Below are 24,959 nucleotides of genomic sequence, written 5' to 3' on the forward strand. Positions count from 1 at the left end.
TTTCAGGACACGAATTGTTATATAATTGCTCTCGCTCGGCGCGAGCAGGGTCTTTACCCCGCTCTTGAATGCCGTCTGTCAGAAAGTGAAAGGACCACTGGATGGTCAGTCTCGGCGGTCTCGCCCGCAAAGTTTTCGGCTCCTCGAACGATCGTCGCGTAAAGGGTTTCCGCCCGCGCGTCGCCGCGATCAACGCGCTTGAAGACGAAATGAAGGCGCTGTCCGACGAGGCATTGCGCGGAAAAACAGAAGAGTTCCGCAAGGAGCTCGCGAACGGAAAGTCGCTCGACGACATTCTCGTTCCCGCCTTCGCCGTGGCGCGCGAGGCATCCCGCCGCGCGCTGGGCATGCGCCCCTTTGACGTGCAGCTGATCGGCGGCATGGTTCTTCACGAAGGCTCCATCGCCGAGATGAAGACGGGTGAAGGCAAGACGCTGGTTGCGACGCTTCCCGTTTACCTCAACGCCTTGTCCGGCAAGGGCGTGCACGTGGTCACGGTCAATGACTACCTGGCCAAGCGCGACTCCGAGTGGATGGCCCGCCTCTACGGCTTCCTCGGTCTTTCAACCGGCGTCATCGTGCATGGCATGTCGGATGACGAGCGCCGCGCAGCCTATGCCTGCGACGTGACCTACGCCACGAACAACGAGCTCGGCTTCGACTATCTGCGCGACAACATGAAGTATGAACGCGACCAGATGGTCCAGCGCGGACACTTCTACGCCATCGTCGATGAGGTGGACTCCATCCTGATCGATGAGGCGCGCACGCCGCTCATCATTTCCGGCCCGCTGGACGACCGCTCCGAGCTTTACAACAAGATCGACACCTTCATTCCGCATCTCGTGGAAGACGATTACGAAATCGACGAGAAGCAGCGCACCGCGACCTTCACGGAAGAAGGCACGGAGAAGATGGAGAACATGCTCCGCGAAGCGGATCTGTTCAAAGGCGATTCGCTTTACGACATCGAGAATGTCGCCATCGTGCACCACCTGAACAATGCGCTGAAGGCGCACAAACTGTTCCAGCGCGACAAGGATTATATCGTCCGCAATGGCGAAATCGTCATCATTGACGAGTTCACCGGCCGCATGATGCCGGGCCGCCGCTTCTCGGAAGGCCTGCACCAGTCGCTTGAGGCCAAGGAGCACGTGGCGATCCAGCCGGAGAACCAGACGCTCGCCTCGATCACCTTCCAGAATTACTTCCGCATGTACGACAAGCTGGGCGGCATGACCGGTACGGCTTCGACGGAAGCGGAAGAATTCGGCAACATTTACGGGCTCGAAGTCATCGAGATCCCGACCAACCTGCCGATCCAGCGCCTGGATGAGGACGACGAGGTCTACCGGACCGTCGAAGAGAAGTTCAAGGCGATTGTCCGCGAGATCAAGGAAGCCGCCGCCAAGGGGCAGCCGATCCTGGTCGGCACGACGTCCATCGAGAAATCGGAGTTCCTGGCCGAGCGTCTTCGTCAGGAAGGCTTGCAGGGCTTTGAGGTCCTGAACGCGCGCCATCACGAGCGCGAGGCCTTCATCGTGGCGCAGGCCGGCAAGCCGGGCGCTGTCACCATCGCCACCAACATGGCCGGTCGCGGCACCGACATTCAGCTCGGCGGCAACCCGGAAATGCGGATTGCCGAAGAGCTTGGCGACATGGAAGCCGGCCCCGAGCGCGATGCGAAGGAACAGGCCATCCGCGAGGACGTGAAGCGCCTCAAGGAGCAGGCGCTGGCCGCCGGCGGCCTTTTCGTTCTGGCCACCGAGCGTCATGAAAGCCGCCGCATCGACAACCAGCTCCGTGGCCGTTCCGGCCGTCAGGGCGATCCGGGCCGCTCCAAGTTCTATCTGTCGCTCCAGGACGACCTGATGCGCATCTTCGGTTCCGACCGAATGGACAGCATGCTGCAAAAGCTCGGCCTCAAGGAAGACGAGGCCATCGTCCATCCCTGGATCAACAAGGCGCTTGAAAAGGCGCAGAAAAAGGTCGAGGCGCGCAACTTCGACATCCGCAAGAACCTGCTCAAATTCGACGACGTGATGAACGACCAGCGCAAGGTGGTCTTCGAGCAGCGCATCGAGCTGATGGACGGTGAGAACCTCTCCGAGACCGTCGCCGAGATGCGTCAGGACACGGTCGACGATCTGGTCGCGCGCCACATCCCCGAAAAGGCCTATGCCGAGCAGTGGCAGACCAGGGAACTGCGCGAAGCGGTGCAGAATTCGCTGAACCTGGACCTTCCCATCGAGGAATGGGCGCAGGAAGAAGGCATCGCCGAAGACGATATCCGCGAGCGCATCAGCGAGGCCGCCGAGGCTGCCGCCAAGGACCGCGCCGAGCGTTTCGGCCCCGACATCATGAACTATGTCGAGAAGTCGATCCTGCTGCAGACGCTCGATCATCTGTGGCGCGAGCATCTGGTCAATCTCGACCATCTGCGCTCCGTCGTCGGCTTCCGCGGCTACGCCCAGCGCGATCCGCTGAACGAGTACAAGACCGAGGCATTCGAGCTCTTCCAGTCGATGCTCAGCAATCTGCGCCAGGTGGTGACGTCGCAGCTCATGCGCGTCGAGCTGGTGCGCGAGGCCGCCGATGCACCGCCGCCGGAAGCACCGGAAATGCAGGCGCATCACATCGACGGTTCGACGGGCGAAGACGAGTTCGCGGACGGCGAGACGATGACGCTCGCCCGCGCCGAAGGCGGCGTGGTCGCCGCAGAGGACCGCGACCCGAACGACCCCGCAACCTGGGGCAAGGTCGGCCGCAACGAAGCCTGCCCCTGCGGCTCGGGCAAGAAATACAAGCACTGCCACGGCGCTTTCGCCTAAGCAGTCCGGCGCGCGGCGTCTCTCAACAGATAACGAAAAGGCCGGGTTTTCATCCGGCCTTTTTCTTTGCCGGAACAAAGAAGCGACCGCCCGGCCCGCCCTTTCTTTTTCTTAAGCAGTTTGCGCTAAACCGCAGGTCGAGTGACTTGAGAGGAGTGGGGCGGGTGCGCTTTTCAGCGACGGGGACCGGTGAACGCTTGCTGCCGGAGCAGCTGGCCGCGCGCGCGCGTCCCTGGCTTGCGAAGCTCGACACCCTCATTTCTGCACGCGATGCGCGTGGCGAGGCCGGTCGCAACGCACTGCTTGCCTTCGCGATCCGCATCGTCAACGCGGTCATCGCGTTTTTCAGCCAGGTCTTTCTGGCCCGCTGGATGGGCAGTTTCGAATACGGCATCTATGTGCTGGTCTGGGTGACGATGATCATCCTCGGCAACATTTCGTGCCTCGGCTTTCACACGGCGATCATCCGCTTCATTCCCGAATACCGCACCAAGGGTGCTTTTGCGGAGCTGCGCGGCGTCAACATTGCCGGCCGGTTCTTCGTGCTGGGCACCTCGACACTGTTCATGCTCGCGGGTCTTGCGGGCCTGCGGTTTCTGGAACCCTATATCGAATCCTATTACGTGGTTCCGTTCTATCTGGGGCTCATCTGCCTGCCCATGCTGGCGCTGAGCGACCTTCTGCAGGGCGTCTCGCGGGCAAATGCATGGGTGGTCTGGGCCCTGCTTCCCGCCTATTTCATCCGCCCCATACTGATCCTGCTCTTCATGGCGGGAGCGGTTCTTTCCGGCTACGCGCCCGACGCAAAGACGGCCATCATCACGGCCATTCTGGCCACCTATGCCACCACGCTCCTGCAATTCGTCAGCATCACGACGCGGGTGAAGCGCAGCACGCCGCCCGGCAAACCCCGCTTCCTGATGAAGCACTGGGTCGGCATTTCGCTGCCGATCTTTCTGGTCGAGAGCTTCTATTTCCTGCTCACCAATGCCGATGTGCTGATGGTCGGTCGCTACATGACGCCCACGGATGTGGCCATCTACTTCGCCACCGTGAAAACGCTGGCGCTGGTGCATTTCGTCTATTTCGCGGTGAAGGCCAGCGTTGCGCAGCGCTATTCGGCCTACATGCATGGCGGCGACAGGGAAGGCCTTGCAGCCTTCGCGGCGGAGACGGTCACCTGGACCTTCTGGCCATCGCTCGCCATGGGCGTTGTCGTGCTCATCATCGGCAGGCCCATGCTCATGCTGTTCGGCAGCGGCTTCACGGCCGGCTATCCGCTTCTCTTCCTTCTGGTTTCCTGCGTGGTCGCCCGCGCGGCCGTGGGGCCTGCGGAGAGCCTTCTCACCATGAGCGGCTACCAGAAAGTGTGCGCCGGCATCTACGCCATCACGCTCGGCATCAATATCGGGCTCAACATGGTTCTGATCCCGATCTACGGCCTGTGGGGCGCAGCCATCGCCACCGGGCTCGCCATTCTGTTCGAAGCAGCATCCCTCTCATTCACCGCCTGGCGGAAGCTTGGAATCCGCATGCTGGTGTTCCTCCCGCGCGCCAGAAAGGAGGCTTCCTCTTGAGCATCCCCCCTCTCCTCGAAGAATCGAGCAGCGGCGCATCGGGCGCGGCAAGCGATCACCTGACCGATATCGCGCAGAAAACCGACACCAGACATCTGGCGCTGCTTGCAGCCGAGCAGAGCGAACGCAAGCTCGCCATCTATCCGGCGTCCGCCGGCTTCGAGCTGGTGGACGAGCTCGACTATCTGGCCGCGCGTTCCATCGAGACCAACATCTTCTTCAATCCGCGTTTTCTGGCGCCGGCCATGCCGCGCCTTGAAGACCGCGAAGTGCGGCTTGCGGTCATCCGCGACGGCACGGAGGAGCGGAGCCGCCTGCGGCTTCTCGTTCCCTTCACCATCGAGCGCCCGCTTCTGCCTTTCAGCGTTCCGGTTCTGCGCACCTGGTCGAACCCGTTTGGCCCTCTGGGCACGCCACTGGTCGACTATGACGATCCGGCCGGCGTGATCGAGGATTTCTTCGCCATGCTGGCGCGGCCCCATCTCGACCACCCGAAAGTGTTCGTTCTGCCGGATGTGGGACTGGACGGCGCATTTGCGGCGATCCTGCGCACGGTGGTGGATGCGCGGAACCTGCCCTTCCAGATCACCAACCGCATCGAGCGCCCGACGCTGGAAAGCGCGCTTGATGGCGACACCTATCTGCGCGATTCGCTGCGCGCCCATCACTATCGCGAGTTCCGCCGCCTCAAGCGCCGGCTGGGCGAAATGGGCAAGCTGGACTACAGGATCGCCCGCCACCCCGACGAAGTGCGCCACGGCATCGAAGCGTTTCTGACACTCGAGGCTTCGGGCTGGAAGGGCCGCGAACGCTCGGCCATGGCTATCGACCGCTACCGCGCCGCCTTCGCCCGCGAAGCCGTGCACCGGCTGTGCGAGCGCGACATGTGCCGCATTCACATGCTGACGCTCGATGACGCGGTGATCGCCTGCCTCATCGTGTTCATCGAAAACGGCACCGCCTATACGTGGAAGACGGCCTATGACGAGGGCTTCGCCGCCTATTCGCCCGGCACGCTTCTCATGATCGAGGTCACCAAGACGCATCTGGACGATCCCAACATCATCATGACGGATTCCTGCGCGGTGCCGGATCATCCCGTGATGAGCCGCCTGTGGAGCGAGCGGAGGCCGCTCGGCACCATGGTTGTGGGGCTCACGCCCGATTCGGACCGGCATGTCCGCAAGGCGGCGGCGCAGCTCAGCCTGACACGGCGTGTGCGAAACCGGCTCCGGATTGCCCGAAACCGCCTGCGCAGCGCGCTCGGGTAAAGCTTCCACGTTCGGGAACAAACCCGGGCCGTCCGTCGTTCGCCTATAACGTGCAAGCCTGATATATTGGCGCAACATCGGAGGCTGGCCATGCGTTTGAAGACTTTCCGCCGCGACCATGTTTCGAAGCCCATCTTCAACTGGGCGCGAAAGATCATGCCGCCGATTTCGGAAACGGAACGCGAGGCGATCGACGCAGGCACGGTCTGGTGGGATGGCGAGCTGTTCACAGGCGATCCCGATTGGGAGCAGCTTGTGGCAATGCCGCCGGCGCGTCTTTCGGACGAGGAACAGGCCTTCATGGACGGGCCGGTGCGCGAACTCTGCGCCATGGTCGACGACTGGACGCTGAACTGGCGTGACCGCGATCTGTCGCCCGCCGTCTGGGACTTCATGCGCAGGAACAAATTCTTCGGCATGATCATCCCGAAGGAATTCGGCGGGCTCGGCTTTTCCAACACCGCGCATTCGGAAGTGGTGCGCACGCTCTCTTCCGCCAGCATCGTGGCGGGCGTCACGGTGATGGTGCCCAATTCGCTCGGCCCCGGCGAACTGCTCATGCATTTCGGCACAGAGGCGCAGCGCAAATACTGGCTGCCGCGGCTGGCCGACGGCCGCGAAGTGCCCTGTTTCGGCCTCACCTCGCCCCATGCGGGCTCCGACGCCGCCGCCATGACCGACACGGGCGTGGTGGAATACGGCACGTGGAAGGGCAAGAAGGTGCTCGGCCTGCGTCTCAACTTCCACAAGCGCTACATCACGCTTGGCCCCATCGCCACGGTGATGGGCCTCGCCTTCAAGATGCACGACCCGGAAAACCATCTTGGCCGGGGCGAGGATCTGGGCATCACCGTCGCGCTTTTGCCCACCGACACGAAGGGCGTGCGCCACGGCGACCGGCACATTCCGCAATACACTTTCTTCCAGAACGGACCGCTCTACGGCGAGGACGTGTTCGTGCCGCTCGATCACATTCTCGGTGGCGAGGAACAGATCGGCCAGGGCTGGACCATGCTGATGACGGCGCTCGCCGCCGGTCGCAGCATTTCGCTTCCCTCTCAGTCGGCCGCATCCGCCGCCATGTGTGCGCGCGCCACCGGGGCCTATGCGCGGGTGCGCACGCAGTTCAACGTGCCCATCGGCATGTTCGAGGGCATTCAGGAGCCGCTCGCCGAACTGTGCGGCAACGCCTATCTGATCGATGCCGCGCGGCGCGTCACGCTGGCGGCGCTGGATGAAGGGCACAAGCCCTCGGTCGTCTCGGCAATCATGAAATACCACGCCACCGAGCGCATGCGCCGCTCCGTGGAGCACGCCATGGACATTCATGGCGGCAAGGCCGTCATCGACGGGCCGAACAACTATATGGGCGCGATGTATCGCGCCGTTCCCGTCGGCATCACGGTCGAAGGCGCGAACATCCTCACCCGCAATCTGATGATCTACGGACAGGGTGCAATCCGCTCCCACCCCTATATGCTGGAAGAGCTTCTGGCGCTTTCGAGCGACAACAGGGAAGAAGGGCTCGATCATTTCGACGACACGTTCTGGAAGCATGTCGGCCACGCCCTCAAGACTGCGGGACGCGCATTCGTTCGCGGCTGGAGCGGCGGCTTCCTCGGGCCCGCGCCCGAAAGTGCGGCGATGCCGCATCACTGGAAGAAGCTGTCGCGCTATTCAGCGGCCTTCGCCCTGCTCTCGGATTTCGCCCTGCTGACGCTTGGCGGCTCCCTCAAGCGCAGGGAGATGATCTCCGCGCGGCTGGGCGACATTCTGGCCGAACTCTACCTCCTCGGTGCAGTGCTCAAACGCTATGAGAGCGAGGGGCGGTTTGCCGAAGACAAGCCCGTCGTCGACTATCTGATGCTTGAGGGCGAAGCACGCCTCGGCGTTGCCTTCCGTGGCGTTCTGGACAATCTGCCGTCACGGCCCGCCGCCTGGCTGGTGCGCCTGATCGCCTTCCCCCTTGGCGTGCCCAAACCGGCGCCGTCCGACAGGCTTTCCTCGCAGCTTGCCGAAATCCTCATGAAACCGTCAGAGCAGCGGGACCGGCTGACGCCGGATCTCTATCTGGGTCAGGGGCATGACCATCATCCGCTGAAGGATCTGGAACGCGCCTTCCGGCTCGTTATCGACGCAGCGCCCATCGAGAAGAAGATGCGCGCCAGCAAGGTCAGCGATCCGCAGGAAGCACACGACATGGACCTCATCACCGATGGCGAGTTCACGCAGCTTCGCGAAGCGCAGGAGGCGGTCGCGCGGGTGATCGCGGTGGATGCCTTTCCGATGGAAGACATCTCCGCCACCGCCGGCCAGCACAAAAAGAAGAAGCCTGCCGCGCGGCGAAAGACACCGCGGCGACAGGCTGCCGAATAGCGCCGGTCGGGACCGGCAAAAGCAGTCAGGTTCATACACCTGACCGCGATTATTCTAGCGCGTCGGCACCGGCGTTTCGCCGCGATAATCGTAGAAGCCGCGACCGGTCTTGCGGCCAAGCCAGCCTGCCTCGACATATTTCACGAGAAGCGGGCACGGGCGGTACTTGGAGTCTGCTAAGCCCTCATAGAGCACCTGCATGATCGACAGGCAGGTGTCGAGGCCGATGAAGTCGGCAAGCTGCAGCGGGCCCATCGGATGGTTCGCGCCAAGCTTCATGGCGGTGTCGATGGCCTCGACCGTGCCGACGCCCTCATAAAGCGTGTAGATCGCCTCGTTGATCATCGGCAGCAGGATGCGGTTGACGATGAAGGCCGGGAAGTCTTCGGCAACCGTGATGGTCTTATCAAGACTGTCGACGAAACCGCGCGCCTTCTCGAACGTGTCATCTTCCGTGGCGATGCCGCGCACCAGCTCGACCAGCTTCATCACCGGAACCGGGTTCATGAAGTGAATGCCGATGAAGCGCTCGGGGCGATCCGTCTGTGCGGCAAGGCGCGTGATCGAGATGGAAGAGGTGTTGGTGGCGACGATGGCCTCGGGGTTCAGGACCGGGCAGAGCTGGGCGAAGATCTTGCGCTTGACCGTCTCATCCTCGGTGGCCGCCTCGATGACCAGATCCATGTCGGCCAGTGCCTCCATGGTGGTCGCGGGCGCGATGCGGGCCAGCGCATCCTGGCGCACCTTGTCTTCCAGCTTGCCCGAAGAGACCTGGCGCGCCATGTTGCCGGAGATGGTTGCGATGCCGGCCTCGATCCGCTCCGAGGAAAGGTCGTAGAGCTTCACGTCGAAACCTGCCAGTGCAGCCACATGGGCGATGCCGCTGCCCATCTGACCCGCACCGATCACACCCACTTTTTCAATCTTTCCAGTCATGTCGAAAACCCCGTGAAGTGCGGTCCGCACCCTTCGTCGCTGTTGTTGCAGTGCAAACTAGATGGGCCGCGCAATGGCGTCTACCCCCGCTTACAAAATCCTTGGCCAGCTCTGCGGCGAACGGTGGCGCTGGCGGAGCCGTGAACGCCGCATAAAAAAAGCCCCGCTCGAAAGCGGGGCTGTTGCCTGAGATTCCGGTGTTCTGATTATTGGCTTAAAGCGCCTTTTCGAGCTCCGGCAGCACGTCGAAAAGGTCTGCAACCAGGCCGTAATCGGCGACCTGGAAGATCGGGGCTTCCTCGTCCTTGTTGATCGCGACGATCACCTTGGAATCCTTCATGCCCGCCAGGTGCTGAATCGCGCCGGAAATGCCGCAGGCAATGTAGAGTTCGGGTGCAACGACCTTGCCGGTCTGACCCACCTGCCAGTCGTTCGGGGCATAACCCGCATCGACGGCGGCGCGCGAAGCGCCAACGGCAGCGCCCAGCTTGTCGGCCACCGGCAGGATGACCTCGTTGAACTTCTCTTCCGAACCGAGCGCGCGGCCACCGGAGATGATGACCCGTGCCGACGTCAGTTCGGGACGGTCGCTCTCGGCGATGCGGTTTTCAACGAAGCTCGACAGATCGGAAGCGGCAGGCGCGTCGATGGTCTCGACTGCGGCCGAACCACCCTCGGCGGCAGCCTGGAAAGTGGCCGTGCGAACGGTGATGACGCGCTTGTCGTCGGTCGATTCGACCGTCTGGATCGCGTTGCCGGCGTAGATCGGGCGCTTGAAGGTCTTGGCGTCGACCACTTCGACGATGTCGGACACCTGCATCACGTCGAGCAGCGCTGCAACGCGCGGCATGACGTTCTTGCCGGTGGTGGTGGCGGGCGCGACGAAGGTGTCGTAATCGCCAGCCAGCGAGACAACCAGATCGGCCAGCGGCTCGGCGAGACGCTCGGCAAGTGCGTCGCTCTCGGCGAGCAGAACCTTGCGCACGCCGGCAAGCTTCGCTGCGGCATCGGCAGCAGCCTTTGCGCCCTTGCCGGCAACCAGCACATCAACGTCGGAGCCGATCTGGCTCGCGGCGGACAGCGCCTTGGCGGTCTGGTCGGAAAGGGTTTCGTTGTCGTGTTCGGCAACCAGAAGAATAGCCATCTTTTTTCCCTTCCCCTTAAAGCACGCCGGCTTCGTTCTTGAGCTTGTCGACCAGTTCGGCGACGGAGCCCACCTTGATGCCTGCCTTGCGGCCAGCCGGTTCCTCGGTTTTCAGCACGTTGAGACGCGCCTTGACCTCGACCCCGTAGTCACCCGGCGTCTTGGCGTCGAGCGGCTTCTTCTTGGCCTTCATGATGTTGGGCAGAGACGCGTAGCGCGGCTCGTTCAGGCGCAGATCCGTGGTCACGATGGCCGGCAGTTTGAGCTCGACCACCTGCAGACCACCGTCCACCTCACGGGTGACCTTGGCCTTGCCGTCGGAAAGCTCGACATCCGATGCGAACGTGCCCTGGCTCCAGCCGAGCAGCGCTGCAAGCATCTGGCCGGTCTGGTTGGAATCATCATCGATGGCCTGTTTGCCGAGGATCACGATCTCCGGCTTCTCTTCATCGGCCACGCCCTTGAGGATCTTGGCGACGTCGAGCGGCTCGACCGCATCGTCGGTCTTCACCAGAATTGCGCGGTCAGCGCCCATGGCGAGCGCGGTGCGCAGCGTTTCCTGGGCCTTGTCCGGGCCAATCGAAACGGCGACGATTTCTTCGACCTTGCCGGCTTCCTTCATGCGGATCGCTTCTTCGACCGCGATTTCACAGAACGGGTTCATCGCCATCTTGACGTTCGTCAGCTCGACACCCGAGCCATCCGCCTTCACGCGGGGCTTCACATTGGCGTCGATGACCCGCTTTACCGGAACAAGGACTTTCATGCGCATTCACCTTCCATGGTGGACTTCGGTTCTGATGCTGAATAACAGCAGACGGATTAGCCGGTTAGCCGAATGCCGACATGTGCGGGGAAATTCAGAACACGCCTCCTCCCCCCTTCATGCGGCTCGCCGCCGGAGTTGGCGGGACCGTAGAGAGGCCTAACGTTCACGTCAATATGTCGAAACGCCCTATTGTCGTCCCCAGCGGGGCTGGCTGCTTTCGAGCGGCCGCGCCATGTCGGGTTTCTCCAGCTCCACCGCCCGCGGTTTTTCGATGCTGCGGTCGAACAGCGGCACATCCCGGCGCTTGAGGATAAACACCAGCACGGCGCCCGCCAGAATGCCGCCGGCATGGGCCGCCCAGGAGATCTGGTTTTCCGTGTCGATCACCAGCATCAGGAACTGAAAGCCGATCCACAGCGCCAGAAGAACGAAGGCCGGAATGCGCAGCGGAATGCGGGCAAAGGCCAGCACCCACACTTTCACCCGGGGATGCAGGATCAGATAGGCGGCGACAATGCCGGCAATCGAGCCAGAAGCGCCGATCAGCGGCGCATTGGAAGCCGGCGCAATGAAGCCATGCATATAGGCGCCGGCCACGCCGCAGAGCACATAGAAGACCAGAAAGCGGAAATGGCCGAGCGCATCTTCCACATTGTCGCCAAACACCCACAAAAACAGCATGTTGCCGCCCAGATGCATCAGGTCGCCATGCAGGAAAGTGTAGGTGATGTAGGTCAGCGGTTCCGGCACGAGATCAAGCTCGGGCGGTAGCACGGCGAGATCGTAGGCGACGGAGGGAATGTAACCCAGGCCAATCGCGGCGGCGAAAGCGAAATCAGTGCCGCCGACCGTCGTTATCAGATAGGCGATCACGTTGACCGCAATGATGGTCAGCGTGACATATTGCCGGTTGATATGCCGCAGGCTGTTTGCGTCGTGCAGCGGTATGAACATCGGAGCCCTCTTCGCGGGCCCCGATCCCGGCCCGACTTTCGTCAGCGATTTTGCCCAGGCACCCATAGCACGTCGAGCGCGCCATTGTCATTGACGGCCCGGGAGGCGACGAAGAGGAAATCCGACACGCGGTTGATGTAGCGCATGGCCTCGTCACTGACGATTTCGCCCTCAATGGTTCCGAGTTCCACCATGAGGCGCTCGGCCCGGCGCGAGACCGTGCGGGCAAGATGAAGCGCCGCCGCCGCCGGTTTGCCACCGGGCAGAACGAAGGAGCGCAGCGGCGCAAGCTCCGCATTCAGCGCATCTATATCCGCCTCCAGCCGGTCCACCTGGCTCTGGACGATGCGCAGGGGCTCATATTCCAGCACCTCGCCCGTGTCTGGCGTGGCAAGATCTGCCCCCAGGTCGAAAAGATCGTTCTGGATGCGCATGAGCATCGCGTCGATTGCCGGCGCGGTCTCGGCCAGATGAATGCGGGCCATGCCGATGCAGGCATTGGCCTCGTCCACCGTGCCGTAGGAGGCGACCCGCAAATCGCTCTTCAGGCGGCGCTCGCGCGAGCCGAGCCCCGTCGTCCCGTCATCGCCCGTGCGGGTGTAGATCTTGTTCAGCTTGACCATGAAACGCCTCAGCCGCCCTTCGAGCGCGCGTAATAGAGCGCGAGAACGACGAAGACGATGGCGATTGCCTGAAGGATGACGCGCGCCTGCATCAGTTTGTTGGACGTGTTGGCGGACCCGCCGCGCATCATGTTCATGAGGCCGCGAATGAGGACGATCACGACCGCCATCATCACGAGGATGGAGAGGATATTGAAGAGTGTTTCCATGGCGGTTTTCTTCTCGGGTTCAACCCTGATTCGACAGGAAGCTGTAGAGCATGCGCGCAGGCAGGAGACGTTTCAATGCGACACCGATGCGCGCCGGTGTGGTTACCACATAGTGCGGCTTCGGGCGTGGGGAAAGAAGCGCGTGGGCGAGCTGAACATAGACCGCATCCGGCTCAAGCTTGAAGCGTGATTTCACACCGCCCTGCCGCAACCGCGCCAGCTGCGCGTCATAGGCCTCGCGGTGGACGGAGTTTTCATGGTCGATGAAACGCTCGAACCATGGCAGGCCATTGCTGGCCATCTTCGAGGCAATCGGCCCCGGCTCGATCAGCGAAACATGGATGCCCGAACCGTCCAGTTCCGCCCGCTGGCAGAGCATCAGCCCTTCCAGCGCATATTTTGACGCGGCATAGGCCCCGCGAAACCTGATTGGCACGAGACCGAGGATCGACGAGCAGTGGACGATGCGGCCATGCCCCTGCCGGCGCATGACGGGCACGATGCGCCGGGTGAGATCGTGCCAGCCGAAGACATTCACCTCGAACTGATGGCGCAGCGCCTCCACCGGCAGATCCTCGACCGCACCGGCCTGCGCATAAGCGCCATTGTTGAAAAGCGCATCAAGCGTGCCGCCGGTGCGTTGCAGCACCTCTTCGACAAGGGCGGCAATTGATTCGGGCTCGGCGTAATCCAGATATAGCGGCTCGATCCCCTGCGCCTCCAGCGCCGCGCGATCCTCCGGGCGGCGCACCGTTGCGAAGACCCGCCAGCCGTCTTTTTGCAGGGCACTGGCGCACCAGGCCCCGATGCCCGATGATGCTCCGGTGATCAGAATTGTCCGGCCCTGGCCCATGAAATTCCCGTCTGCACTTGTTTATAAGTGCCTCGGTTTCACATATTGACCGGTGCGAAACAATAAAAAGCAGTCTTGGAATCGAACTGAAAGGAACAGCCGTGCGCGGACTGAACGCCACAAGACGCATCCTCGGCGATGCGCTCGGCCACTTCAACACCGATGACGGCTGGGCAATGGCCAGTCACGTGGCGATCTCTGCGCTGATGGCGCTGTTTCCGTTCCTGATCTTCGCCACGGCGCTCGCCAGCTTTCTGGGAGCCGACGCCTTTTCGCAGCAGGCGGTGGACCTGATCTTCGACACATGGCCCAAAGAGGTTGCAGAGCCGATCGCGCAGGAAGTGCACAATGTGCTTGGCGTGCGCCGCAGCGACGTCCTGACCTTCGGTGTCGTGCTTGCGGGCGTTTTCGCGTCCAATGGCGTGGAGGCACTGCGCCTCTCGCTCAACCGCGCCTACCGGGTCAGCGAACAGCGTTCGATCTTTCGGCTGCGCGCGCAGAGCCTGATCTTCGTGCTGGTGGCGACCATCGGCTTTCTGGCGATCAGCCTGCTTCTCGTCATCGCGCCCGTGGCGCTGAACATCGCCGAAAGCAATTTCGAGTGGATCGCGCCCTATGTCGGCACCATCACGTTCTGGCGCTACGTCATCGCGCTGACGGTTCTCATCCTGGCGCTGATCACCGTGCATCTGTGGTTGCCGGCGGGGCGTCGCAGCCTTCTGGATGTGTTGCCGGGCATTGCCTTCACCCTGCTCGGCTCCTTCGTCGGCTCGAGCGTCTTCGCGGCCTATCTCGGCCGTTTCAGCAGCTATGCCAGCACCTATGCCGGCCTCGCCTCGATCATGATCGCGGTGGTGTTTCTCTACATCATCTCGGCGATGTTCATTCTCGGCGGTGAGCTGAACGCCTCGATCAAGCGTTATCGCGAAGCACGCATCGTGGCCGGAGCCGACTGACGCGGGCTGCGGCGCGTCGCCAGTGCCACCCCGAATGTGGTGATGGCCATGCCGACAAGCTGGATCGGGCTCAGCGTTTCGTCAAACAGCACCCACGCCATCAGGGCGGTCACGCCCGGCACGAGATAGAAGAGCGAAGCCACGCGGGCCACCTCTCCTTCGCGGATGAGGATCATCAGAAGGAAGATCGCGCCCAGCGACAGGACGAAGACCAGCCAGACCATGGCGAACACCAGTTCGCCGTTCAGCACGAAATCCCCGGTCTCGAACAGCGTGGCGATCAGGAAAGCCACCGCCCAGCCGCCGACATATTGCCAAAGCGTCACCGTGACCAGATCGGCCGTCGCCACGAAACGCTTCTGCCACACCGTGCCAACGCTCATGGCGATCACCGCGACGATGGCCGCGCCAAGCGTTGCAACCGTGACGCCGTCCGTGGCCGAGCCGAATTTCGGCGACAGCACGGTGGCGACGCCAACAAGCCCGACCACAAGGCCAAGCCAGTGCTTGCGCGTCACCGTCTCGCCAAGGAAAAGCCCGGCGATCACGGCAGTCAGCATGGGCTGGAGCCCGACGATCAGGCCGGCAAAGCCCGCCGGAAGCCCCTGACGGACAGCCCAGAACACGCCTCCCAGATAAACACCATGCATCAGCACGCCGGCGATTGCCGCGTGCATGGCGTTCAACGGGCCAATCGCCTTCGCTTTCACCAGAGGGATGATCAGAAGCAGGACGCCGAAGGTGATGGCAAAGCGCACCCACAGAAAGGTGAAGGGCTCGGCCCAGGGCATGGCGTAACGCGCGCCGATGAAGCCCGTCGCCCAGAGGAGGACGAAAAGGGCCGGGATGGCCCGCGTAAGGTCTTGCATCGGTCTCTTGTCCCTGCGTCTGGAGCATCGGAAGGCCGGATTGCCCTTTGTTCGTCCCCATGGACGCACGGCAATCCATTGGCTGGCGGTCTGAGCGCGGCTTTATCAGCCACGCACCCCGCAAGGAAAGCGAAACATTTCCATCATACGATCAAGAAAGATGATCTGTTGCGCCACCGGGGGGATGCGCGAATGCTGATGAAACTGGACACGAGCTGGCTGTTGTTCGCGCTCGTTGCCGTGACAATGATCTCCTATATCCTCTCGCTCGGCCTCAGCGCCGCGCTGGGCGATGATGGATTCGGCACACTCGGCAACGCCACGATCATCACGCTCGCCTTCTTCGGCACCATTTATGTTTTCAACGAACGTGGCACGCGCTTCGGGAGCCTGCTCGACGCGGCGTTGGCGGGCCTCGGCGGCGCGTTTGGCGCGCTGCTCCTCCTCGTCATCATCAAGGCCATCATCAAAAGGATCGGCTAGAACCTCGGCCCGAAAAATGGAATCCGGTTTTCGGGTTGTTCCGATGCTCCAGGAATAGCTTGGAGCACCCTTTGTGCATCGGTGCAAACCAGCGGCCATCCAGGGTCAGGATACCGGAAAGCCGATCATGCGCCTGATGTCCTCCGGCGTTGCGCCGCTTGCCCTGAGGGCGTCGAGGCTCGTGTCACCCCGGCTCTTGGAAAGCTTGCGACCATCATCATCGAGGATCAGATCGTGATGGTGATATTGCGGGACCGGCAGGCCCAGAAGCTCCTGAAGCAGGCGATGAACCGCCGTCGCGTAAAACAGGTCACGCCCACGCACCACATGGCTGACGCCCTGAAGCGCATCATCGACGACGACTGACAGGTGATAGCTTGCGGGGATTTCCTTACGCGCAATCACCACGTCACCCCAGGCTTCCGGATCGGCGGCAACGCTTCCCGTCTCGCCCTTCGGTCCCTGCCCTGTCTCGTCCCAGAAAAGCGGTTTGCCCACATGCGCAATCGCCGCACGCATGTCGAGACGCCACGCGAAGGCCGCCCCCTCTGCAATGCGCGCTTCGCGCTCTTCCGGCGTGAGGTACCTGTCGTCGCCCGGATAAACCGGCGCACCATCCGGATCACGCGGCCATGACGCGCCATCAGCCTCGTAACAGGCAATGCTCGCCCGCACCTCGCCCCGGCTCATGAAGGCGGGATAGACAAGCTCCGCCTCGACAAGCTGTTCCAGAGCCGCACGATAATCTTCGAAATGCTCGGACTGACGGCGCACCGGCTGCTCCCAGTTAAGCCCCAGCCAGGCCAGATCATGCAGCACGCCACGCTCCAGCTCGGGCGTGCAGCGCGTCACGTCGATGTCTTCCATGCGCAGGAGAAACCGGCCATCGGCCTCGCGCGCCATCTGATGGTTCAAAAGCGCGGAATAGGCGTGGCCAAGATGAAGCTGGCCGTTCGGGCTCGGCGCGAACCGGAAAACCGGGCGTGTCATGGGTAAATCGTGAATCGGGTTGCGGTCGGCATTCATCGATTGCTACGGCTTTCTTTCGTGCTCGGCAAGAAGAGGACACAGCGCCGCCATGCACCGCATAGACACGGATGCGCACATTCTGGAGGCGCTGGACGCGCTTGTCGGGATCGATCCCCGCCTTGAAGCCGTGCGCGCGCGGGCGGGCGAGGTTCCGCTCCGGCGCACCGCACCCGGATTTGCGAGCCTCGTTTCCATCATCGTATCCCAGCAGGTTTCCCGCGCCAGCGCCGACGCCATTGAAGGGCGGCTTGTCAGGCTGGTGAATCCGCTGACACCGGACGCAGTGCTTTCGGGCGGCGAAGAACCGCTGATCGCTGCTGGCCTCTCACGCGCCAAGCAGCGCACCGTTCTGGCGCTCTCCTGCGCGATCCGGGATGACGGGCTCGACCTTGAGGCGCTGTGTGCGCTTGACGCCGATCAGGCCATCGCCCGGCTCACCGCGCTGCCCGGCATCGGCCCATGGACCGCGCAGGTCTATCTGCTTGTCGCCGCCGGTCACCCGGATGTGTTTCCGGCCGGCGATGTCGCGCTTCAGGCTGCCGTTGCCGATGCCCTGGCCCTGTCCGAGCGCCCCAATCCCCGCGATCTGGCCTTGCTGGCCGAATCATGGACGCCGCTTCGCGCCGTCGCCGCACGCCTGTTCTGGGCCTATTATCGGGAGAGAAAAGGGCACGAAGCCGCTCCTTTGCCCTGATCGACGCAAAAAACAGCGAAAAACCAGCTGTTTGAAATGTCATAAAGCAAAATATGCGCTTCACAATCCTGTCACGGCGGGCTTACAGTATTTGCATCGATCGACTTGGTCAGTTGAAGGAGCTTCAAAGACGTGACGATCGCGGCCTCGCCAGACAGCATGCCTGCTCTGGTGCTGAATGCGGACTACAGACCGCTCAGTTATTATCCTTTGTCACTGTGGTCGTGGCAGGATGCCATCAAGGCAGTCTTCCTCGACCGGGTGAACATCGTTGCCGAGTACGACCAGCAGGTTTCCTCGCCATCCTTCGCGATGAAGCTGCCGAGCGTGATCTGCCTCAAAACCTATGTAAAGCCGTCGCGCTATCCAGCCTTCACACGTTTTAACGTGTTCCTGCGCGACCGCTTCCGGTGCCAGTATTGCGGCACCCATGAAGACCTCACCTTCGATCATGTCGTTCCCCGCCGCCTTGGCGGTGTCACATCCTGGGAAAACGTGGTCGCGGCCTGCTCGCCCTGCAATCTGAAAAAAGGCGGCGTCATGCCTTCACGGGCAAAGATGTGGCCGCAGCAAAAACCCTACCGCCCCACCGTTCAGGATCTGCACAACAACGGGCGGCTCTTCCCACCCAACTATCTGCACGAAAGCTGGATGGATTACCTTTACTGGGATGTTGAACTGCAGCCCTAGCCTGTTCGCTAGCGGCTTTCCTACCGCTTGAAGGCGGCGCGAAGGGCGATGATCGCCCAGAGTGCGCTTGCCAGAACGTTCCACCCAGCAAATGACAGGCCGAGGAAACGACCGGCCGCCTCACTGCAGGAGGGCGGGATCACGGCGTTGAGCTGATCGAGCAGATTGCCACCGAAATCCTGGTTCGCCGCACCGGCTCCGCAATCGGCAGGGCCTTCCCACCAGCCCCATTCCACACCGGAATGATACGCACCGAGCCCCATGCCGTAGAGCATGAGCGCGCCACCGGCCAGAAGCAGGCCGCGCGTGACAATGGCGGGCGCTTTCAACCATGACGCCAGCAGCGCCAGAAGCATCAACGGCGCGCCGATGTAATAGGGCGTGCGCTGCTCAAGGCACAGCATGCAGGGAATGTAGCCGCCAATATGCTCGAAGCCGAGGGCGATGCCGACGGTCGCCGCCATGCCAACGGCCAGCAGCGCAGCGCTCAATTTCTGGGTGGCGCCGGTGGGAGCGGTAAGGGACATGGAAGGCCTCTAGAAAACGTAGCGGATGGCGACAAAACCACCGACCAGCAAAACCATGAAAAGGGTAAAAAGAAGGCCAAGGTTCTTTTCGATGAAGACGCGGATCGGCGGGCCGAACTTGTAGAGCAGCCACGACACCAGAAAGAAGCGCAGGCCGCGGCCGATGATCGACACCACCACGAAGGTGACGAGGTTGAGCCCCGTCGCGCCCGAAAAGATGGTGAGCACTTTGTAGGGGAACGGCGTTACCGCCGCGAAGAGCACACCCCAGCCGCCCCAGGTGTTGTACCAGCCGGCCACCTGATCGAAGGCATCTTCCTTGCCATAGAAGGCGAGAATCGGCTGCCCGACCGCTTCGTAGAGAAACGCGCCGATGAAATAGCCCAGAAGCGCGCCGAGAACGGAGCTGACGGTGCAGATGAGCGCGTAGCGCAGCCATTTGGCGCGCTCCGATAACACCATCGGAATCAGCAGCACATCCGGCGGGATGGGAAACACGGAGCTTTCGATGAAAGACACGGAGGCCAGCGCTTTTTCGGCATGCCGTGTGGCTGCCAGCGACATGGTCCAGTCGTAGAGTTTGCGAAGCATGGATGGCCCTCGATGAGGCGCTTTGTCTAGCCGCTGCGGCGACCATGTGCAACGCTGGCGACAAAAGACGCGAAACGCGGGGCGTTTTGTCTCGCAAAGTGTTGACGGAGCCCCGCTTCCCCGTATAGTCCGCTGCCTGTCCGGCCGTTCGCGGCGGGCCCCTGTGGCGGAATTGGTAGACGCGCTCGACTCAAAATCGAGTTCCGCAAGGAGTGCTGGTTCGAGTCCGGCCAGGGGCACCATTTCCCCAAGGGACACTGGTTCCCGAGAGCATCAAGGCGACGGACAGGGGAGGACATGTCACGACGATGCTTGAACGGCGCGAAAGCTACAAAGCGCTTTATGACGGGTTCCGCTGGAACATCCCGCAGACGTTCAATATCGGTACAGCCATCTCCAATGACTGGGCGAAACGCGCGCCCGAACGCATCGCCCTTTTCGAATACAGGCCCGGCGAGACACCCGCCACGCTGACCTACGGCATGTTTGCCGCGCACTCCGATGCGCTGGCCGCAGGCCTTGCACGAGCCGGCATCAGGCGTGGCGACCGGGTTGCTCTGCTCCTGCCGCAATCCTTCGAGACCGCGATTGCGCATGCTGCGATCTACAAGCTTGGCGCAATCGCCGTGCCGCTCGCCCTCCTCTTCGGGGCCGAAGCGCTCGAATACCGGCTGTTCACGTCGGGCGCTGCAGCGGTGATCACCAATGATACCGGACTCTCCAAGATTGCGCGCATCCGGGACAGGCTCCCCGCACTGAGGCTTTCGGTCTGTGTGGACGGGGCAAGCGGCGACACGCAGGATTTTCACCGCATCATCGCCGAGAATGCCGGCCCCTTCGAAGCGGCCACTACGGGGCCGGACGATCCGGCCATGATGATTTTCACATCCGGCACCACCGGACCGCCCAAGGGCGCGCTGCACGGGCACCGGGTCTTGCTGGGGCATCTGCCGGGCGTTCAGTTCCACCATGAATTCCTGCCGCAGGACGGCGATCTCCTGTGGACCCCGGCCGACTGGGCGTGGGCGGGCGGACTGCTCAACGTGCTCCTGCCCGGCCTTTATCTCGGCACTCCCGTCGTCGCGGGCCGGTTTGAGAAATTCGACCCCGAAACGGCGCTTGGCCTTATGGAGAAGATGAAGGTGCGCAACGCCTTCATCCCGCCCACGGCGCTGCGCATGCTGAAAGCCGTTCCCGATATCCGGAAGCGTTTCGACCTTTCCCTGCGCACCATCGGCTCCGGCGGCGAAGCGCTCGGACGCGAAACATTCGAGTGGGCGCGCAATGCGCTCGGTCTGGAGATCAACGAGTTCTACGGACAGACCGAATGCAACCTCGTCCTTTCGTCCTGCCATGCGCTCAATGTGGGGCGGCCCGGCGCGATCGGCCTGCCGGTTCCCGGACACCGGGTTGCCGTCATCGACAGGGAGGGTCGCCGCCTGCCCGCCCATGAGGCTGGCGACATCGCCATTCTGAGGCCCGACCCGGTGATGTTTCTGGGTTACTGGGAGAACGAAGCCGCGACCGCCGAAAAATTCGTCGGCGACTGGATGACGACCGGCGATCAGGGCGTTTGCGATGAAGACGGGTACATCCATTTCGTCGGACGCGACGATGACGTCATCACCTCGGCCGGCTATCGCATCGGGCCAACGGAGATCGAGGATTGCCTGACGGGCCATCCCGACGTGGCGCTCGCCGCCGCCGTGGGCAAGCCCGATCCCGTGCGCACCGAAATCGTGAAGGCCTATATCGTCCTGCGCGAGGGAGCCGACCCCAGCGATGCGCTTGCCGAGGACATTCGATTATGGGTGCGTGAACGCCTTTCAGCCCACGAATATCCGCGCGAAATCGCTTTCGTGGAATCCATGCCCCTCACGACGACCGGCAAGGTCATACGGCGCATTTTCCGCGAGCGCGCGCGAAACGAACGTGCAGAAGATTAAAGGCTTTCGGGATCAGGCCGCATAGCGGCGAAGCTTGTGCGCAGCCAGGAAGTCGGGAATGTCGGAGGCAGGGATCGGCTTGCTGAACAGATTGCCCTGCGCTTCATCGCAACCCATGGCGCGAATGATGCGCAACTGCTCTTCCATCTCGACACCTTCCACCACCGTGGTCATGCCCAGCGTGAAGGCCAGGTTCACGATGGTCTGAACAATCGCCGCCTGATCCGCGCTCTTGGTGATTTCCTTGATGAAAAGGCGGTCGATCTTCACCTTGTCGAAGGCGAATTTCTGCAGATAGCTGAGCGACGAATAGCCGGTGCCGAAATCGTCGAGCGAGATGCGGGTGCCCAGCTTGCGCAGGCGACGCAGATCCGTGTGCAGCTTGCGGCTGTCTTCCAGAAGCAGCGTTTCGGTGATCTCGAGTTCGAGGCGGTTTGCCGGCGTGTCGGTCTCGGAGAGAACACGCGCGACCGTCTCCACGATGTCATCCCGCTTGAACTGCATCGGCGAAAGGTTCGCAGCGATGCTGATATTGTCCGGCAGCGACTTCATCTCAAGGCAGACACGGCGCAGCACCCATTCGCCAATGGGCACGATCGCGCCCGTTTCCTCGGCAATGCGGATAAACTCGTCCGGCGAGATCGGTCCGTGCACCGGGTGCGTCCAGCGCAGCAGCGCCTCGAAGGTGGTGACCCGGTTGGTTCCAAGCCCGATGATCGGCTGGAAGACGAGATGGAACTGCTCGTCCAGATTGGCCGCGCGCAACTCCGCCTCCAGCGAGCGACGGCGCTGCAGGCGCTTGTTCATGCCGGCCTCATAGAAGCGGAACACGCCGCGCCCATCGCCCTTGGCCTGATAGAGCGCTACGTCGGCCTGCATGAGAAGGTCACCGCCCTGTTCGTCGGCTTCGGCAATGGCGATGCCGACGCTTGCGCCGGTGAGCACCTGATGCCCCTCGATGATATAGGGTTCGTCCAGCGCCTCGATCAGCCGCTTGGCCAGGCTGCTCGCCTGCTCCGGCTTTTCGACATTGCCCTGAACAACCACAAATTCGTCGCCGCCAAGACGCGCCACCGCATCCGTCTCGCGCACCGTGTTGCGAATGCGCCCGGCAACAGCGCGCAGAAGGGCGTCGCCAACCGGGTGGCCGAGCGTGTCGTTGATGCTTTTGAAATTGTCGAGGTCGACGCACATCACCGCCGTGGCGAGGCCCCGGTCGCTGCTGGAGGCAAGAATGTCCTCCAGCTGCTCACGCATCAAAATGCGATTGGGAAGATCGGTCAGCGTGTCGTGGCGGGCCATATAGGCAACCTGCGCCTGCGCCTTGTGCCGCTCGGTTATGTCTTCATAAGTTGCAACCCAGCCACCGCCGCGCATCGGCTGGTGGGAAATCAGAATGGTGCGTCCATCGCGCAGTTCCTGTATCAGCGTATCGGACCGATCCTCTTCGATCAGCTTGCATTGCATCTGAGAGAGCTGTTCGGCCTCATATTCCGCGCAGGCGCCCGTCTCGACCATATGCTGGATCAGCATGTCGAGCGACGTGCCCAGCCGGAGCTGCTCCTGGCTCAGGCCGTAGATGTTCTCCATCTTCTGATTGCTGACGATGAGCTTGCCCTCTGCATCGAACATGCAAAGGCCGTGGGACATGTTGTTCAGCGCCGTGTTGAAGAGCAGGTTCTGGGTAATCAGCTCTTCATTGGCGCGACGTGCGGCGGCAGCGCTTTCGCTGAGCTCCGCGCTCGTTCGCAACAGATCCTCATTGGTCGCTTTCAGCCGCTGCTGCACACTGATCTGCAGCCGGTGCTGCCATCGCAGCATGGCGATGAAGATGAAGCCCGACACGACGAGCGAAAGCGCAAGGGATGAGAATATCCAGTGCAGCGTGAGAAGCTGCCTCTGATCCTCCGCCTGCGCCGTCGCTCCATATTCATTCGCCTTGGAAGCGAGCGCGACCATCTTGCGTTCAAGCGGCGCTGTCAGGTCGAGCGCCTGCTGGGCCACTTCCGGATCGTCGATTTCGCCGATAAATCCGCCGATTTCGTCCAGCGCGCTTGCCAGTTCGTCGACCGTTTCCCGGTTTTCCGGCAATGCAGTGACGAAATTCATGAATTCGCCCTGCTCGAACAGGCTCAGCCTGCTGAGCAGGATCTGGTAGCGCAGCTCCACATCCTGCTTGGTAACCTGCGGCGGATCGATGAGAGCCGCCGTCAGGGTCCGCCTGAAGCGCAGGAGCTCGTTCATGCCCTGGCTGGCGCTATAGGCGATGTTGTAGCGGAAGATCTGCGTCAGTGCTTCCTGACGCTGGAACACCAGAACAGAAATATAAAGCGCCGCAACGGCCAATGCGATCATGCCGATGGAAAGAACCACCTGCACTACACGAGAGGCCGTGCGACGCTTCATATGTATTGTTTCCGGTTCCGCCATGAACAGAGCTTGTCAGACGCCTAGCGAACGGTAAAGCGTCGAATCTGCCAAACAGAACGAGAGTAGTATTTCTGCGTGTTCAGTTCAGGTGAGGAATCGTAAGGATAGACGATGAAAAGCGGCCCCTTGTCGCTGACCGGCATGTACTCTCCGTCGCGCTTGTAGGCGAGGATCGTGCCATGTTCGGCAAAATCGGCAATCGGCACCGGCGCCTGATAGTCGTTCAGCGCCGTGACAACCACTTCCTTGCCATCTGCCTGAACGAGCTTCATCAGCTCGGTCATCAGCGCCCCTTCGAACTCGACCTCATTGTCGAACCAGGGTGTGCTCGTCTTGATCTTTGCGGATTTCAGCTTCTCGAGCATGGCGATATCGAAATCGGCGACGCCTTCCCCATTGGTCGCACCGATATTGCCGTCAATCGTCAGGATGACATTGCCCTCGGGCTTTGGCAGTTCGGCATTCTGCGCAGCGGCCGGAGCCACAAACGAGAAAAGCAGCACCGCCAGTGCCGCAAACCAGCCTCCGCGGTTATTTTTATTGGTCATTCTTGAGCCTCTTTGCTGGCGTAAATTAAAACGCAGCCAAGGATAATGCCGGCTAATCAAACAACAGGTTAACGGCACACCTCTTTTGGCACACTCGTCCCGGTAGATTGACAGGCATCAAAGCGGGTGCCAAACCTTTAAGCCAAAAGGATTATACAACAGATCGTCCGATCGACCTACGGCAGGCGTCGCTCAGCCTTGAGGAAAGGTAAAGCTTCCTCCGGAAGAAACGATCGTGAGTCCGAAAATCCATTTAAAGTCAGGGGATTAGGAAGTGGAAACGTACAAGGAATTTACATTCGAGGCCGCGCACAAGCTGGAGCCTTATTCCGGTCTGCACGGGCATTCCTTCAAGGTCTCCGTCCATCTCGTCGGCGAACCTGACCCGGTTTATGGCTGGGCGGCTAATCTCTATGAAGTCGAACAACAGATAGCCGTCGTCCACAAGACCCTGGACCACACCTATCTGAACGAGATCGACGGCCTGTCGGTCCCTTCGCTCGAAAATCTTGCCAAATGGATTTTCGACAAGCTTTCGGAGACAACGCTCACGGTTGATCGTGTTGAGGTCAAACGTGGACCTGACGGGCAGGCCGAAGGCTGCGTCTACAGCCCGCGCGCGGCTGCCTGAAAAGGCTTTCCGCTGCCGGAGC

General features: G+C 61.9%; 23 protein-coding genes and 1 tRNA gene. 11 read left to right on the forward strand and 13 right to left on the reverse strand.

Annotated elements, in window-relative coordinates:
* Positions 1–101: 101 nt before the first annotated feature.
* The 4 genes from secA (at position 102) to JYP46_RS12895 (ending at position 8,055) form a co-directional block, all read left to right on the forward strand.
* On the forward strand, positions 102–2,831 hold the full coding sequence (gene secA, locus JYP46_RS12880) for a preprotein translocase subunit SecA (protein WP_206546219.1): 2,730 nt from the start codon (positions 102–104) through the stop codon (positions 2,829–2,831).
* A 164-nt stretch (positions 2,832–2,995) separates the two neighbouring features.
* Entirely contained in the window at positions 2,996–4,408 is a 1,413-nt protein-coding gene (locus JYP46_RS12885; protein ID WP_113153119.1) for a lipopolysaccharide biosynthesis protein, read from the forward strand.
* 68 nt (positions 4,409–4,476) lie between these two features.
* A complete protein-coding gene (locus tag JYP46_RS12890) occupies positions 4,477–5,679 on the forward strand; it encodes a GNAT family N-acetyltransferase (RefSeq protein ID WP_371685973.1) in 1,203 nt (400 codons plus the stop codon).
* A gap of 90 nt (positions 5,680–5,769) precedes the next feature.
* Complete coding sequence (locus JYP46_RS12895; protein WP_206548316.1) at positions 5,770–8,055, forward strand: acyl-CoA dehydrogenase; 2,286 nt, start codon at positions 5,770–5,772, stop codon at positions 8,053–8,055.
* Positions 8,056–8,109: 54 nt separating this feature from the next.
* On the opposite strand, the gene JYP46_RS12900 is transcribed toward JYP46_RS12895, so the two are convergent.
* The 7 genes from JYP46_RS12900 to JYP46_RS12930 all read right to left on the reverse strand — a co-directional run bounded on the left by JYP46_RS12900 (position 8,110) and on the right by JYP46_RS12930 (position 13,543).
* Positions 8,110–8,991 (reverse strand): 3-hydroxybutyryl-CoA dehydrogenase, encoded by an 882-nt coding sequence (locus tag JYP46_RS12900; protein ID WP_113153122.1) that lies wholly within the window; start codon positions 8,989–8,991, stop codon positions 8,110–8,112.
* Positions 8,992–9,205: 214 nt separating this feature from the next.
* Complete coding sequence (locus JYP46_RS12905) at positions 9,206–10,135, reverse strand: electron transfer flavoprotein subunit alpha/FixB family protein (protein ID WP_206546217.1); 930 nt, start codon at positions 10,133–10,135, stop codon at positions 9,206–9,208.
* 16 nt (positions 10,136–10,151) lie between these two features.
* Positions 10,152–10,901: an electron transfer flavoprotein subunit beta/FixA family protein gene (locus JYP46_RS12910; RefSeq protein WP_206548317.1), complete on the reverse strand. Its 750-nt coding sequence runs from the start codon at positions 10,899–10,901 to the stop codon at positions 10,152–10,154.
* A gap of 189 nt (positions 10,902–11,090) precedes the next feature.
* Positions 11,091–11,858: a rhomboid family intramembrane serine protease gene (locus tag JYP46_RS12915; protein WP_206548318.1), complete on the reverse strand. Its 768-nt coding sequence runs from the start codon at positions 11,856–11,858 to the stop codon at positions 11,091–11,093.
* Between the two features lie 41 nt (positions 11,859–11,899).
* Entirely contained in the window at positions 11,900–12,481 is a 582-nt protein-coding gene (locus JYP46_RS12920) for a cob(I)yrinic acid a,c-diamide adenosyltransferase (RefSeq protein WP_206548319.1), read from the reverse strand.
* A gap of 8 nt (positions 12,482–12,489) precedes the next feature.
* Complete coding sequence (locus JYP46_RS12925) at positions 12,490–12,690, reverse strand: twin transmembrane helix small protein (RefSeq protein WP_113153126.1); 201 nt, start codon at positions 12,688–12,690, stop codon at positions 12,490–12,492.
* Positions 12,691–12,709: 19 nt separating this feature from the next.
* Entirely contained in the window at positions 12,710–13,543 is an 834-nt protein-coding gene (locus tag JYP46_RS12930) for an SDR family oxidoreductase (RefSeq protein ID WP_206548320.1), read from the reverse strand.
* A gap of 101 nt (positions 13,544–13,644) precedes the next feature.
* On the opposite strand from JYP46_RS12930, the gene JYP46_RS12935 reads away from it, so the two are divergent.
* Positions 13,645–14,499 (forward strand): YihY/virulence factor BrkB family protein, encoded by an 855-nt coding sequence (locus JYP46_RS12935; protein WP_162742204.1) that lies wholly within the window; start codon positions 13,645–13,647, stop codon positions 14,497–14,499.
* Here JYP46_RS12935 and JYP46_RS12940 read toward each other — a convergent pair.
* Positions 14,463–15,368, reverse strand: coding sequence for a DMT family transporter (locus JYP46_RS12940; RefSeq protein WP_206548321.1), 906 nt, complete (start codon positions 15,366–15,368; stop codon positions 14,463–14,465). The two genes, JYP46_RS12935 and JYP46_RS12940, sit on opposite strands and share 37 nt — an antisense overlap.
* A 78-nt stretch (positions 15,369–15,446) precedes the next feature.
* Between JYP46_RS12940 and JYP46_RS12945 the strand changes: the two genes are divergently transcribed.
* Positions 15,447–15,851: a hypothetical protein gene (locus JYP46_RS12945; protein WP_222474109.1), complete on the forward strand. Its 405-nt coding sequence runs from the start codon at positions 15,447–15,449 to the stop codon at positions 15,849–15,851.
* Between the two features lie 105 nt (positions 15,852–15,956).
* Here JYP46_RS12945 and gluQRS read toward each other — a convergent pair whose 3' ends face one another.
* Positions 15,957–16,841, reverse strand: a complete 885-nt coding sequence (gene gluQRS / locus JYP46_RS12950; RefSeq protein ID WP_206548322.1) for a tRNA glutamyl-Q(34) synthetase GluQRS — start codon at positions 16,839–16,841, stop codon at positions 15,957–15,959.
* Positions 16,842–16,929: 88 nt separating this feature from the next.
* Between gluQRS and JYP46_RS12955 the strand changes: the two genes are divergently transcribed.
* Complete coding sequence (locus JYP46_RS12955; RefSeq protein WP_206548323.1) at positions 16,930–17,574, forward strand: DNA-3-methyladenine glycosylase family protein; 645 nt, start codon at positions 16,930–16,932, stop codon at positions 17,572–17,574.
* A 132-nt stretch (positions 17,575–17,706) separates the two neighbouring features.
* The gene (locus tag JYP46_RS12960; RefSeq protein ID WP_113153132.1) at positions 17,707–18,264 is read left to right on the forward strand and encodes an HNH endonuclease; all 558 of its coding nucleotides are present in this window, start codon (positions 17,707–17,709) and stop codon (positions 18,262–18,264) included.
* A 20-nt stretch (positions 18,265–18,284) separates the two neighbouring features.
* Here JYP46_RS12960 and JYP46_RS12965 read toward each other — a convergent pair whose 3' ends face one another.
* Positions 18,285–18,791, reverse strand: a complete 507-nt coding sequence (locus JYP46_RS12965) for a disulfide bond formation protein B (RefSeq protein WP_206548324.1) — start codon at positions 18,789–18,791, stop codon at positions 18,285–18,287.
* A 9-nt stretch (positions 18,792–18,800) separates the two neighbouring features.
* Complete coding sequence (locus JYP46_RS12970) at positions 18,801–19,382, reverse strand: YqaA family protein (RefSeq protein WP_206546210.1); 582 nt, start codon at positions 19,380–19,382, stop codon at positions 18,801–18,803.
* Between the two features lie 157 nt (positions 19,383–19,539).
* On the opposite strand from JYP46_RS12970, the gene JYP46_RS12975 reads away from it, so the two are divergent.
* Both JYP46_RS12975 and JYP46_RS12980 read left to right on the forward strand, forming a co-directional pair.
* A tRNA-Leu gene (locus tag JYP46_RS12975) sits at positions 19,540–19,624 on the forward strand.
* A 66-nt stretch (positions 19,625–19,690) separates the two neighbouring features.
* Entirely contained in the window at positions 19,691–21,328 is a 1,638-nt protein-coding gene (locus JYP46_RS12980) for an AMP-binding protein (RefSeq protein WP_206548325.1), read from the forward strand.
* A gap of 12 nt (positions 21,329–21,340) precedes the next feature.
* On the opposite strand, the gene JYP46_RS12985 is transcribed toward JYP46_RS12980, so the two are convergent.
* Together JYP46_RS12985 and JYP46_RS12990 are read right to left on the reverse strand one after the other, a co-directional pair.
* The gene (locus JYP46_RS12985) at positions 21,341–23,734 is read right to left on the reverse strand and encodes a putative bifunctional diguanylate cyclase/phosphodiesterase (RefSeq protein ID WP_222474110.1); all 2,394 of its coding nucleotides are present in this window, start codon (positions 23,732–23,734) and stop codon (positions 21,341–21,343) included.
* A 44-nt stretch (positions 23,735–23,778) separates the two neighbouring features.
* Positions 23,779–24,306, reverse strand: coding sequence for a putative pterin-binding protein (locus JYP46_RS12990; RefSeq protein WP_206546207.1), 528 nt, complete (start codon positions 24,304–24,306; stop codon positions 23,779–23,781).
* Positions 24,307–24,580: 274 nt separating this feature from the next.
* On the opposite strand from JYP46_RS12990, the gene JYP46_RS12995 reads away from it, so the two are divergent.
* Positions 24,581–24,937, forward strand: a complete 357-nt coding sequence (locus JYP46_RS12995) for a 6-pyruvoyl trahydropterin synthase family protein (protein ID WP_113153137.1) — start codon at positions 24,581–24,583, stop codon at positions 24,935–24,937.
* Positions 24,938–24,959 lie beyond the last annotated feature (22 nt).

The organism is Nitratireductor aquimarinus, assembly GCF_017255295.1.
GTDB lineage: Bacteria > Pseudomonadota > Alphaproteobacteria > Rhizobiales > Rhizobiaceae > Nitratireductor > Nitratireductor aquimarinus.